The 12,392-nt window shown below is 50.7% G+C and carries 10 protein-coding genes, 1 tRNA gene and 2 other RNA genes; all 13 read left to right on the forward strand.

The features are described 5' to 3' along the window. The first annotated feature begins 12 nt into the window (after window positions 1-12). The gene (locus NR177_RS12445; protein ID WP_063877854.1) at window positions 13-477 is read left to right on the forward strand and encodes a MarR family winged helix-turn-helix transcriptional regulator; all 465 of its coding nucleotides are present in this window, start codon (window positions 13-15) and stop codon (window positions 475-477) included. Between the two features lie 94 nt (window positions 478-571). Beyond that, window positions 572-1,000: an organic hydroperoxide resistance protein gene (locus NR177_RS12450; RefSeq protein ID WP_028725402.1), complete on the forward strand. Its 429-nt coding sequence runs from the start codon at window positions 572-574 to the stop codon at window positions 998-1,000. Between the two features lie 250 nt (window positions 1,001-1,250). Continuing rightward, window positions 1,251-2,942: a kdo(2)-lipid A phosphoethanolamine 7''-transferase gene (gene eptB, locus NR177_RS12455; RefSeq protein WP_063877855.1), complete on the forward strand. Its 1,692-nt coding sequence runs from the start codon at window positions 1,251-1,253 to the stop codon at window positions 2,940-2,942. A gap of 123 nt (window positions 2,943-3,065) precedes the next feature. Continuing rightward, window positions 3,066-3,142: transfer RNA gene (locus tag NR177_RS12460), tRNA-Pro, on the forward strand. Window positions 3,143-3,176: 34 nt separating this feature from the next. Further along, window positions 3,177-3,306: non-coding RNA, RtT sRNA (locus NR177_RS12465), on the forward strand. Window positions 3,307-3,339: 33 nt separating this feature from the next. Further along, window positions 3,340-3,455: non-coding RNA, RtT sRNA (locus tag NR177_RS12470), on the forward strand. Between the two features lie 909 nt (window positions 3,456-4,364). Further along, on the forward strand, window positions 4,365-5,975 hold the full coding sequence (gene dppA / locus NR177_RS12475; RefSeq protein WP_241568127.1) for a dipeptide ABC transporter periplasmic-binding protein DppA: 1,611 nt from the start codon (window positions 4,365-4,367) through the stop codon (window positions 5,973-5,975). Window positions 5,976-6,178: 203 nt separating this feature from the next. Further along, entirely contained in the window at window positions 6,179-7,198 is a 1,020-nt protein-coding gene (gene dppB, locus NR177_RS12480) for a dipeptide ABC transporter permease DppB (protein ID WP_063877857.1), read from the forward strand. A 9-nt stretch (window positions 7,199-7,207) separates the two neighbouring features. After that, window positions 7,208-8,110, forward strand: a complete 903-nt coding sequence (gene dppC / locus NR177_RS12485) for a dipeptide ABC transporter permease DppC (RefSeq protein WP_063877858.1) — start codon at window positions 7,208-7,210, stop codon at window positions 8,108-8,110. A gap of 12 nt (window positions 8,111-8,122) precedes the next feature. Further along, window positions 8,123-9,109: a dipeptide ABC transporter ATP-binding protein gene (gene dppD, locus NR177_RS12490; protein ID WP_063877859.1), complete on the forward strand. Its 987-nt coding sequence runs from the start codon at window positions 8,123-8,125 to the stop codon at window positions 9,107-9,109. After that, a complete protein-coding gene (dppF, locus tag NR177_RS12495) occupies window positions 9,099-10,127 on the forward strand; it encodes a dipeptide ABC transporter ATP-binding subunit DppF (RefSeq protein ID WP_096012917.1) in 1,029 nt (342 codons plus the stop codon). The genes dppD and dppF overlap by 11 nt, the downstream gene beginning before the upstream one ends. Window positions 10,128-10,987: 860 nt before the next feature. Continuing rightward, window positions 10,988-11,587 carry a cellulose biosynthesis protein BcsO gene (gene bcsO / locus NR177_RS12500; protein ID WP_145394598.1) on the forward strand — a complete coding sequence of 200 codons (600 nt, stop codon included), beginning with the start codon at window positions 10,988-10,990 and terminating at the stop codon, window positions 11,585-11,587. Beyond that, window positions 11,578-12,381, forward strand: coding sequence for a cellulose biosynthesis protein BcsQ (gene bcsQ, locus NR177_RS12505; RefSeq protein WP_063877863.1), 804 nt, complete (start codon window positions 11,578-11,580; stop codon window positions 12,379-12,381). Before bcsO ends, bcsQ begins: the two co-directional genes overlap by 10 nt. Window positions 12,382-12,392 lie beyond the last annotated feature (11 nt).

Here is a 12,392-nt window from a genome sequence, read left to right on the forward strand (position 1 = left end):
TATATTGCGTCCATGAACAGTAATAAAGATGACAAAAAAGTGAAAGCTGCGCCACTGTTGCTCGATCAGCAACTTTGCTTTGCACTGTATTCCGCCAATCTGGCGATGCATAAAGTGTATCGTAAGTTACTTACGCAGATGGATATTACCTATCCGCAATATCTGGTGATGCTGGTATTGTGGCAACAGGATTCACTTACCGTTTCTGAGATTGGTGAACGCCTCTTTCTGGATTCAGCGACATTAACGCCGCTGTTAAAACGTCTGGAAAATGCGGGCTTACTCAATCGCCAGCGCTCCCGTCAGGATGAGCGTCAGGTGGTCGTCAGCTTAACGGATACCGGACGTCTTTTGCGTCAGCAGGCTGAGAGGATTCCCGATGAAATCCAGTGTGCCTCTGATTGCAGTGAGGATGAGATGGCGGCGCTTAAACTGCAGTTGAACCAGTTACGTGACAAACTGATGGTGCCGCGCTAAATTTTTATCTGGATGTATGAAATAAGTCAGACTTCGCAGCTCGACTGCTGACCAATAAGTAGCGAGCGATTAAATAGTACAATGGAGATAAGATATGTCTTTAGAACAAGTGGTTTACCGTGCAAAAGCTAAAGCTACCGGTGGTCGTGATGGTCGTGCAACCTCATCTGACGGCGTTCTGGATGTCAAACTGGGCGTACCAAAAGAGATGGGCGGTGCAGGTGGTGAAGTCACTAACCCAGAGCAGCTTTTTGCAGCGGGCTACTCAGCTTGCTTCCTGGGCGCAATGAAGTTTGTTGCTGGCCGCGACAAAATCGCGATGCCAAAAGACGCATGGATTGAAGGCGAAGTCGGTATTGGTCCAATCCCTAATGGTTTTGGCATTGAGGCGACGCTGAATATTCACCTGCCTGAGATGGACGAAGCAGAAGCACAGAAACTGGTTGATGCTGCTCATATCGTTTGCCCATACTCAAATGCGACACGTAACAACATCGACGTAACGCTGAATATCCTTCGCTAAATGATTAAGGGCCTGAACACCGGCCCTTTTTTCTTTTCACCCACGCTGTTAATTGCCCCTTCTCCAGACTATTTTCTGGCCTAAATGCATGTCACATGCTTAACTGTGCCACTTCGCGTGATGACGTGTAAAAACGTTCAGAATATTCTTCTTTATTTAACCGGCCCGCTTAATTCGCGAACTCTGCCGAAATATGGCAGTCAGATTAACGTTTAGTTAAGCGCTTCGTTCCGGGGAAACACCATTTTTCATGAATTATATAAAATCATTAACACAGCAAAAGCTGTCGCTCTTGCTGGCTCTGTATCTCGGTATCCTGCTGAATTTGCCGATCTTTTACCGCCGTTTTGATGGCTTTCTGACGAAATCAACCGTGACAAACTGGCTGACCGCCTTTACCGAGGTCGTAGCAATTGTGTTACTGACGTTTTTCCTGATGCGACTGTTATCATTGGGCGGAAAGTGGCTGTACCGTGTTCTTGCGACCTTAATTGTATTGATTTCCGTCGCTGCCGGTTATTACATGGCCTTTTTCAATGTGGTCATTGGCTACGGCATTGTGGCATCAGTCATGACGACGGATACCGATCTGTCTAAAGAAGTCGTGGGTTATCACTTTATCCTGTGGATGGTGCTGGTCAGCGCGCTGCCGCTGTTTATGATTTGGCGTAACAACCTCAGCATGACGCTGAATGAGCAACTGCGTACGCCAGGGCAGCGACTAAAACCCGTTTTACTTTTGCTGGCCTGCGTCGCGTTGGTGTGGTTACCCATCCGTTACTTCGACAAGTTGCAAAAAACCAACGAGGAAGTGACCAATATCGACCTGCCGAGCTATGGCGGTATTGTGGCGCACTCTTATTTGCCGTCTAACTGGCTGGCTGCACTGGGTCTGTTTACCTGGACGAAGGTTGACGAGACGCTGGAAAATCACGAACTGTTGGACCCTGCGCAGAAATTTACCTACGTTGCACCGCCGGGGTTAGATGATACCTATGTGGTGTTTGTCATTGGTGAAACCACGCGCTGGGATCACATGGGCATGTTGGGTTATGAGCGCAATACCACACCTAAGCTGTCGAAAGAGAAAAACCTGGTCGCGTTTCGTGGTGAATCTTGTGATACCGCGACCAAACTGTCTTTGCGTTGTATGTTCGTGCGTGAAGGCGGCACCATGGACAACCCTGGCCGTACCCTGAAAGAGCAAAATGTTTTCGCGGTGATGAAAGAGCTGGGCTTTACCTCTGAGCTGTTCGCGATGCAAAGTGAGGTTTGGTTCTACGATAATATCAATGCGAATAACTTCTCCTTCCGCGAGCAAATTGGTTCAGAGCCACGCAATCAGGGTAAATCAGTGGATGATATGCTGCTGGTCCCGGAGTTGCAGGCATCACTCCAGCGCTATCCCAAGGGTAAACACCTGGTGGTTTTGCACACCAAAGGCTCACATTACCTTTACTCGCAACGCTATCCGCGCAGTTTTGCGCGTTATCAGCCTGAATGTATGGGCGTCGATGAAACCTGTAGCAAAGCACAGCTGATTAACGCCTACGATAATTCGGTTCTCTATGTCGACAGTATGCTGGACAGTGTGTTGGATCAGCTGCGTGATAAGAAAGCGATCGTGTTCTATGCGTCTGACCATGGTGAGTCGATCAGCGATAATATGCATCTGCATGGTACACCGCGTGAAATGGCACCGCCGGAGCAGTTCCGTGTTCCCATGATGGTGTGGGCATCGGATAAATATCTGGCTGACCCGACCAACCGCGACAACTTCGAGCGTCTGCAGGCGCAACAGCGCACGGGTAAAACCCATCGTCACGTCGAGTTGTTTGATACGATCATGGGCTGCCTGGGTTATACCTCTCCAGATGGTGGTATTAAGGCGGCCAATAACTGGTGCCAGGCACCCGCCGGAACAACCGCTAAACCGCTGTAGTGGCGTAGCGATGCAGCACGGAACGGGGAAAAGCCGCTGACCGCCTGCTTTCCAGGCGATCAGGCGCGAAAGCGCAAAAAGCGGTTGACGCTTCCCAGGGGTAGCAGTAACATGCGCCCCCATCGGCGAGTAGCGCAGCTTGGTAGCGCAACTGGTTTGGGACCAGTGGGTCGGAGGTTCGAATCCTCTCTCGCCGACCACTTTTAAGAAACCTGTCTGAAAAGACAGGTTTTTTTTCGCCTGAATAAAATGAGGATGAGAACCTCCGAAGGAGGTTTGCGCCGAGCGAAGCGAGACAACGTTGCGAATGCAACGGCCCGAAGGGCGCGTCCCGCAGGGGCGCGTAATCCTCTCTCGCCGACCATATTTAAGAAACCTGTCTGAAAAGACAGGTTTTTTTTCGCCTGTGTAAAATGAGGATGAGAACCTCCGAAGGAGGTTTGCGCCGAGCGAAGCGAGACAACGTTGCGAAGGCAACGGCCCGAAGGGCGCGTAATCCTCTCTCGCCGACCATATTTAAGAAACCTGTCTGAAAAGACAGGTTTTTTTTCGCCTGAATAAAATGAGGATGAGCACCTCCGAAGGCCGTTTGCGCCGGGCGAAGCGAGACAACGTTGCGAAGGCAGCGGCCTGCGCCTCATCCCATCCCTTTAGTAAACCGACCCAGGCAACGCCACCGATAGCGGGGTTTTTGCCTGCGCGAGCAGCTAATCGGCCTGGCAAAAGGCGTTCATCTCAACACAGGCAGGGTGAAAAACGCTTTTCAGGCTTTATTGCCCCGCTCTGCTATTAGAATATCTCATGCCAGATTTTTCCAAAAAACCAATAATTCTTCCTTGAAATCAATTTCACCGACAGACAGCCGTTTTTCGGTTTAATCCCGACACAGCCCTTCTCGCCTGAGGGATGTCGGCGGATCAAAGATAAGTTTTGGTTATGCCACAAAAAGAATAATTGTTAATTTTTCACTCAAAAATGACAGCATTTTTCGCTAGATGAACGTCATAACGCACGGGTAATCGTTCAGATATCCAACATTTGGCGCTAAATGATGCACGATTTTTTTTAGCGCGAATCACTACTGTCTGCCGCCTCTCACAGCAGAATAGATGGCGAATAAACCCGTCCCGCTATGCAATGTATGGCATAACGTCAGTAAGGGTTTTTTTTATCGTTGCTTGCTATTCCTCACACTCTGTGTAAATAACTAACCGTTGTATTGACGTTCTTTGCAACTGTTGACAAATTGATGCGTCAATAACAGTGCAGATACAGATTTTTCTGATGGGTACTTATCAATCAGCATTATCAAAAGAAAACTATCTCACTCTTATCACACCCGCTGGGTGGACCGCCTGAACCGCATAAAAAAACCAGAGGTCAGGCAATGCACACAACAACACATCACAATGGAGCAAAAGCATGATCAACTCCCTGGCTAAATCCAGGATGCTGAAGGTCGGTCTGAGCCTGATAGCCATGACCATAGCCGCAAGTGTTCAAGCGAAAACCCTGGTTTATTGTTCTGAAGGTTCTCCGGAAGGGTTCAACCCGCAGCTCTTTACCTCTGGTACGACATACGATGCCAGCTCTGTGCCTATCTATAACCGTCTGGTTGAATTCAAAACCGGTACCACCGAACTGGTGCCGGGCCTGGCAGAAAAGTGGGACGTCAGCGCTGACGGCAAAACCTACACCTTCCATTTACGCAATGGCGTGAAATGGCAAACCACTAAAGATTTTAAGCCTACGCGTGAATTCAATGCTGATGACGTGGTGTTCTCTTTCGAGCGCCAGTTAGATAAAAGCAACAAGTACCACAATGTCTCTGGCGGCAGCTATGAGTACTTTGAAGGTATGGATATGCCGAAGCTGATCAGCAAAATCGAAAAAGTGGACGATCACACGGTACGCTTTGTGCTGACGCGCCCTGAAGCGCCTTTCCTGGCCGATCTGGGTATGGATTTCGCTTCCATCATGTCCAAAGAATATGCCGACAACATGCTGAAGGCCGGTACGCCAGAGAAAGTTGACCTGAACCCTGTCGGTACCGGGCCATTTGTGCTCCAGCAGTACCAGAAAGACTCGCGTATTCTGTATAAAGCTAACCCGGATTTCTGGGGAACCAAGCCAAAAATTGATCGCCTGGTCTTCTCTATCACGCCAGATGCGTCAGTTCGCTATGCCAAGTTGCAGAAAGGCGAATGTCAGATCATGCCGTATCCAAATCCGGCCGATATCGCCAGCATGAAAAAAGACAGCAAAATTAACCTGATGGAACAGCCTGGTCTGAACGTCGGTTACCTGTCATTTAATACCGAGAAAAAACCGCTGGATAACGTGAAAGTGCGTCAGGCGCTGACCATGGCGGTTAACAAGCAAGCCATTATCGATGCGGTATATCAGGGCGCTGGCCAGCCAGCGAAAAACCTGATCCCACCAACAATGTGGGGCTATAACAAGGACGTTAAAGACTATGCTTACGATCCTGAAAAAGCCAAAGCCCTGCTGAAAGAAGCGGGTATGGCGGACGGTTTCTCTATCGATCTGTGGGCAATGCCGGTTCAGCGTCCTTACAACCCGAACGCGCGCCGTATGGCGGAGATGATTCAGTCTGACTGGGCAAAAATTGGCGTGAAAGCCAAAATCGTGACCTATGAGTGGGGCGAGTACCTGAAACGCGCCAAAGCGGGCGAACATCAAACTGTGATGATGGGCTGGACCGGTGATAACGGGGACCCAGATAACTTCTTCGCAACGCTGTTCAGCTGTGCGGCGGCCAAAGATGGTTCGAACTATTCCCGCTGGTGCTATAAGCCGTTTGAAGATTTGATTCAGCCAGCACGTGCAGAATCCGATCACAACAAACGTATTGAGTATTACAAGCAAGCTCAGGTAGTGATGCATGACCAGGCGCCTGCGCTGATCATTGCTCACTCAACCGTTTACGAGCCTGTCAGTAAGAAAGTCACTGGCTATGTCGTCGATCCATTAGGTAAACATCACTTCGATACCGTCGATATTCAGGAATAACCTTTCGGATTATTGCAGTAAGGGCCGGTTTTGCCGGCCCTCAGGCGATCTCCTCCGATCGCCTGTTATCTGCTCTTTTTTTCCGGCTATTTACTTTTACCTAAGAAGCGCTTCTTGCGTCGCGTCCGGCTTTCGTTGGATGCGGTTAATGAGCAATGTTATCTCTGGCCAGGGCCAGGGGAAAACGACTGAGAATTACGCCTATGCTGCAGTTCATACTCCGGCGTCTGGGGCTTGTCATCCCAACGTTCATCGGTATTACATTATTGACCTTCGCGTTTGTTCATATGATTCCGGGCGATCCGGTGCTTATCATGGCAGGCGAGCGCGGTATTTCCCCAGAGCGTCATGCTGAATTGATGGCGATGATGGGGCTCGATCAGCCGCTGTGGAAACAGTATCTGCACTATATCTATGGCGTGCTGCATGGTGATTTAGGCATTTCACTGAAAAGCCGCATTCCCGTCTGGACCGAATTCGTCCCGCGCTTTAAAGCCACGCTTGAGCTGGGGATGTGCGCAATGCTGTTTGCGGTATGCGTCGGGATTCCGGTCGGCGTTATGGCTGCGGTGAAACGTGGCTCGGTGTTTGATCACACCGCCGTCGGTATTTCCCTCACCGGCTACTCCATGCCGATTTTCTGGTGGGGCATCATGCTGATTATGCTGGTCTCGGTGCAGCTCAACCTTACCCCGGTTTCTGGCCGTGTTGCGGATACCGTGTTCCTGGACGACAGCCATCCACTGACCGGTTTCATGCTGATTGATACATTGATCTGGGGTGAGCCTGGCGACTTCAAAGATGCGGTCATGCACATGATTTTACCCGCTATCGTGCTGGGTACGATTCCGCTGGCGGTCATCGTGCGTATGACGCGTTCTTCCATGCTGGAAGTGCTGGGTGAAGATTATATCCGCACGGCGCGTGCGAAAGGCCTGACGCGTATGCGCGTCATTGTCATCCACGCTCTGCGTAATGCGATGTTGCCGGTTGTCACCGTGATTGGCCTGCAGGTCGGCACCTTGCTGGCAGGCGCTATCCTGACCGAAACCATCTTTTCCTGGCCGGGCCTGGGGCGCTGGTTAATCGAAGCGCTGCAACGCCGTGATTATCCGGTCGTGCAGGGCGGTGTGCTGCTGACGGCAATACTGATTATCCTGGTCAATCTGCTGGTTGATCTGCTGTATGGCGTGGTGAATCCGCGCATACGTCATAAGAAATAAGGGGGCATCATGTCTGTTGTTGATCCCGCAAGCGTAAATATTGCACCCAAGCCGATGACCCCGATTCAGGAATTCTGGCACTACTTCAAACGTAATAAAGGTGCGGTAACCGGCCTGGTTTACATCGTGTTAATGCTGTTGATCGCCATCTTTGCTGATGTACTGGCACCGCACGGCCCAGCCGAACAGTTTCGTGATGCTCTGCTGCATCCTCCTGTCTGGCAGGAAGGCGGAAACTGGAGCTACATCCTGGGCACCGACGATGTCGGCCGCGATATTTTATCGCGCCTGATGTATGGCGCGCGCCTGTCGTTACTGGTGGGCTGCATGGTGGTGGTGCTGTCGCTGATTTTTGGCGTCATCTTTGGTTTGCTGGCCGGTTATATCGGCGGGGCGGTTGATGCCACGATTATGCGCCTGGTGGATATTATGCTGGCGTTGCCAAGCCTGCTGTTAGCGCTGGTGCTGGTAGCCATTTTTGGCCCGTCGATCGTCAACGCTTCTATCGCGCTGACGTTTGTCGCGCTGCCCCACTATATCCGTCTGACGCGCGCGGCGGTGCTGGTTGAAGTCAACCGGGACTACGTGACCGCTTCTGGTGTGGCGGGGGCCGGTATGCTGCGCCAGATGTTCGTGAATATTTTACCTAACTGTCTGGCACCGCTGATCGTTCAGGCTTCGTTAGGCTTTTCCAACGCCATTCTCGACATGGCGGCGTTGGGCTTTCTCGGTATGGGTGCGCAGCCGCCAACGCCGGAGTGGGGCACCATGCTCTCCGACGTATTGCAGTATGCGCAAAGTGCCTGGTGGGTGGTGACTTTCCCTGGGTTAGTCATTCTGCTTACCGTGCTGGCATTTAACCTGATGGGCGATGGTTTGCGTGATGCACTCGACCCGAAACTCAAGCAGTAAAGAGGCACCGAGATGGCGTTATTAAATATAGACAAATTGTCGGTGCATTTCGGCGACGAGAAGGCACCGTTCCGGGCAGTCGATCGCATCAGTTATCAGGTTGAGCAGGGCCAGGTCGTGGGCATTGTCGGCGAGTCTGGCTCGGGTAAATCCGTCAGTTCTCTGGCTATCATGGGATTGATTGATTTTCCCGGCAAAGTGATGGCAGAAAAACTCGAATTCAATCAACGGGATTTGCAGCGTATTTCTGAAAAAGAGCGTCGCCAGTTAGTGGGCGCTGAAGTCGCGATGATTTTTCAGGACCCGATGACCAGCCTGAACCCGTGCTACACCGTGGGCTATCAGATTATGGAAGCCATTAAGGTGCACCAGGGCGGTAATAAAAGTACCCGCCGTCAGCGGGCAATCGACTTACTGGATCAAGTGGGCATTCCCGATCCTGCCTCGCGTCTGGATGTTTATCCTCACCAGCTCTCAGGCGGGATGAGCCAGCGCGTAATGATTGCGATGGCGATTGCCTGTCGTCCAAAGCTGCTGATTGCTGATGAGCCCACCACCGCGCTGGACGTAACGATTCAGGCGCAGATCATTGAGCTGTTGCTGGATCTGCAACAGCAGGAAAACATGGCGCTGATCCTGATCACGCACGATCTGGCGCTGGTGGCAGAAGCCGCACATCACATTATTGTGATGTACGCCGGACAGGTTGTGGAGAGCGGCAAAGCGACCGACATTTTTAAAGCACCACGTCATCCTTATACGCAGGCTCTGCTCCGGGCGTTGCCGGAATTCGCGGCGGATAAAGCGCGGCTGGCCTCCTTACCCGGTGTTGTGCCTGGAAAATACGATCGTCCGTTAGGCTGCCTGCTTAATCCACGCTGTCCTTATGCCAACGATCGTTGCCGTAAAGAAGAACCTGAACTGCGGACGATTCCGGGACGTCAGTCCAAATGTCACTATCCGCTGGACGATGCCGGGAGACCAACTTATGAGTCCTGATAATACTAAGCACGAGTATCTGCTACAGGCCATCGACCTGAAAAAACACTATCCGGTGAAGAAAGGATTGTTTGGTCAGGAGCGGCTGGTAAAAGCGCTGGATGGCGTCTCTTTTAATCTGGAACGCGGTAAAACCCTGGCGGTTGTCGGTGAGTCGGGTTGTGGCAAGTCTACGCTGGGCCGTTTACTGACCATGATAGAAACACCGACAGAAGGGCAGCTCTATTGGCACGGCCAGGATTTGTTAAAACACGATCCTCAGGCGCAGAAGCTGCGTCGGCAGAAAATTCAGATCGTGTTTCAGAATCCGTACGGCTCGCTGAATCCGCGCAAAAAAGTCAGTCAGATCCTGGAAGAACCTCTGGTGATTAATACCTCACTCAGCAAAGCGGAACGTCGCGAAAAAACGCTGGAGATGATGGCCAAAGTGGGGCTGAAAACTGAGCATTACGATCGTTATCCGCATATGTTTTCGGGTGGTCAACGTCAGCGTATTGCGATTGCCCGTGGCCTGATGCTTGAGCCAGACGTGCTGATTGCCGATGAGCCGGTTTCGGCACTGGACGTGTCGGTACGTGCACAAGTGCTTAACCTGATGATGGATCTACAGCAAGAGATGGGGCTGTCCTATGTTTTCATCTCTCATGATCTTTCCGTGGTAGAGCATATTGCCGATGAAGTGATGGTGATGTATCTGGGTCGTTGTGTTGAAAAGGGCAGCAAAGAGGCGATTTTTGCCAATCCGCGCCATCCTTACACACAAGCGCTTCTCTCTGCCACGCCGCGGCTCAATCCTGACGAGCGCCGCGAACGTATCAAGCTGACCGGCGAACTGCCCAGCCCGCTCAATCCGCCTCCGGGCTGCGCATTTAACGCGCGCTGCCGGCGTCGCTTTGGCACCTGCGTTCAGCTGCAGCCTAAGCTCAAGCAGTACGGTGATCAGCAGATCGCCTGCTTCGCAGTTGATCAGGATGAAAACCAGTTGATTGAATCAGGTGAAACTGCCAGTCAGCCTTAACATACTGGCGGGCGGAATCCTTGCGGGTAGAAACGGCCAGGATTCCGCCATCAAGATGACAGGTTACAGCTACGCTTTCATCGTATTACCCGGCCCGATAACATTACGGGCCTTCCCCTTCAGCCCCGCCTGTCTGTAAGCGCCCCGATAATGCCTGGTGTTTTGTTCAATGCGACAGCTCATCCAGTGAAAAACACCCTGTGACGTATTCGAATGGGGTCATGCCTGGCGCGCTGCGTTAACGCAACCTTTGCGACAAGCCGAATCATTAGCCTCACTGTCCAGAATGGAGATGAAGCGGGTTGGATTAAATGGTCAAACAAACAGCGTTTTTCTCTGTGCTTTTTCAGACTTTGAGTTCCATTCATTTACGAGAGAATAACCTCTCAATTTTTTTAATTTTCTGATGGAAGAAAAAAAGTCACTGTTCCGAAAAGGCGTAAAAGGCAACGTTTTCAACATTGAACGGTTTTTATCCGGTGATAATTAGCACAGTAATACTTTACCAACCATAATTCGATAACGTAAAAGTCTCTCCAGACGGGCACAAAAAGGCCTGTAAAACCCGAAAGCGAATGAGGTTTTTTTTTACCAGTAAATACAAAAGGTTGTAACAGCAGCTATCCTGATGTTAGCGATCGCTAAGATGTTAATCATTTGTGATGATATTTAACTTAAAGTTGTCTCAACAATTTTTAGTGATATATGTGAAAAGGTACTCATTTATTGCTAAAGAATGGCTATTAGCATTAAGCTTTCTTATTGAATATGTCGGTTTTGTAATCAGAATTATCTCACTGTGTTTAAATTATTATGATATATTCCTGGAAAAATCCTCCCTCTGTTGTAGGCCATGGTCTATGAAAAATTACGACGACTTACAGCGTTTTAAGGAAAAGACAAAAACGCTCGACATCGCCTTTCAGGATATGTCAGGCCAATCGCAGGAAGCGGCGGATAAAAGTAAATGGTCTCTCATTCGTCAACTGGCGTGTGAAGAGACGCAAATGCCTTTCAGTGGTGGCCAACGCATTGATCTGCCACAGCCACAACCGATTCAGGGTGATGAATTCAGCACGACTGCTGTGGCCGCGTTATCTCCGAATGTGACCAAGCCCGCAGCGGCGTCTTCCAGCTCCATCATGAGCAGCCTGAACGGCAATGAACCTCATGTTGAAGTGGTGGTGCCCGTTTCAACCTCCTCCACTTCATCTCTGTTCCCGGCACCCACAGCGCAATCCGTCTCTGCAGAGGTGCAGAAAACAGCAGAGGCTTCTCCCGTACAGGAGAACGCAATACCGACACCGCCTGTCACGGCGCAGCCGAATCGTGACGCGCCTGCCGAGACGGACAATGGCCGCTTTAGCGGACTGTTCCGCGCGCGCAACAGTGGATCAGAAAATTTACCGAAAGAAACGTTATTAAAACCGCTACTGGAGAAGATTGCCTTATGCCGTTAGTTTGTGTGTGCTCGCCCAAAGGTGGGGTGGGGAAAACTACGTTGGCAGCCAATCTGGCCTGGAGTCTGGCCCGCTCGGGTAGCAAAGTGTTGGCAATCGATTTTGATGTACAGAATGCATTGCGCCTCCATTTTGGCGTGCCGCTGCATGATGGGCGGGGCTTTGTTGCACGTTCTGAGGAACAGGCGGACTGGAGCCAGTCTATTCTGACCACCGGCGGGAATATTTTTGTTCTCCCCTATGGCAATGTCACTGAATCCCAGCGTGAACGGTTTGAAGAGAACCTGGCGAAAGATCCTCACTTTATCAAGCGAGGTCTCGACACCTTACTGAACTATCCGGGTCTGGTCATGGTTGCGGATTTTCCTCCGGGCCCCGGGCCAGCGCTTAAAGCAATCAAGGCATTAGCCGATATGCATTTGGTGGTGATGTTAGCCGATACCGCCTCAGTGTCGTTATTGCCCCATATTGAGGAAAATCGCCTGATTGGTCAGCCGCTGAATAGTAAACATGGGCATTATTTTGTTCTGAATCAGTGTGACAATCGTCGAAATATTAATCGTGATGTGACCGCTTTTATTCAGCAACGTCTCGGCGATAATCTTTTGGGCCAGATTCATCGCGATGAAAGCGTGGGCGAAGCCAATGCATCACAGCAGTCTGTTTATGATTTTAGCCCTTCATCCGCCGCTGCCTTTGATATTGAACTGATCGCCAAACGTGTCGCCAGTACGCTGAATATCACTGTAGGTAATGGCGAAGTTCAGGCTCAGATTCACACCAGCAACTACTAAATGTAATGACC

Source organism: Pantoea sp. Fr+CA_20 (assembly GCF_024520835.1).
In the GTDB taxonomy this organism is placed as follows: domain Bacteria; phylum Pseudomonadota; class Gammaproteobacteria; order Enterobacterales; family Enterobacteriaceae; genus Pantoea; species Pantoea allii.

Coding starts and splice junctions, on each gene's coding strand:
- dppD (WP_063877859.1), top strand. CDS start 8,123: ATGGCGTTATTAAATATAGACAAATTGTCGGTGCATTTCGGCGACGAG.
- bcsQ (WP_063877863.1), top strand. CDS start 11,578: ATGCCGTTAGTTTGTGTGTGCTCGCCCAAAGGTGGGGTGGGGAAAACT.
- NR177_RS12445 (WP_063877854.1), top strand. CDS start 13: ATGAACAGTAATAAAGATGACAAAAAAGTGAAAGCTGCGCCACTGTTG.
- bcsO (WP_145394598.1), top strand. CDS start 10,988: ATGAAAAATTACGACGACTTACAGCGTTTTAAGGAAAAGACAAAAACG.
- dppF (WP_096012917.1), top strand. CDS start 9,099: ATGAGTCCTGATAATACTAAGCACGAGTATCTGCTACAGGCCATCGAC.
- eptB (WP_063877855.1), top strand. CDS start 1,251: ATGAATTATATAAAATCATTAACACAGCAAAAGCTGTCGCTCTTGCTG.
- dppB (WP_063877857.1), top strand. CDS start 6,179: ATGCTGCAGTTCATACTCCGGCGTCTGGGGCTTGTCATCCCAACGTTC.
- dppC (WP_063877858.1), top strand. CDS start 7,208: ATGTCTGTTGTTGATCCCGCAAGCGTAAATATTGCACCCAAGCCGATG.
- dppA (WP_241568127.1), top strand. CDS start 4,365: ATGATCAACTCCCTGGCTAAATCCAGGATGCTGAAGGTCGGTCTGAGC.
- NR177_RS12450 (WP_028725402.1), top strand. CDS start 572: ATGTCTTTAGAACAAGTGGTTTACCGTGCAAAAGCTAAAGCTACCGGT.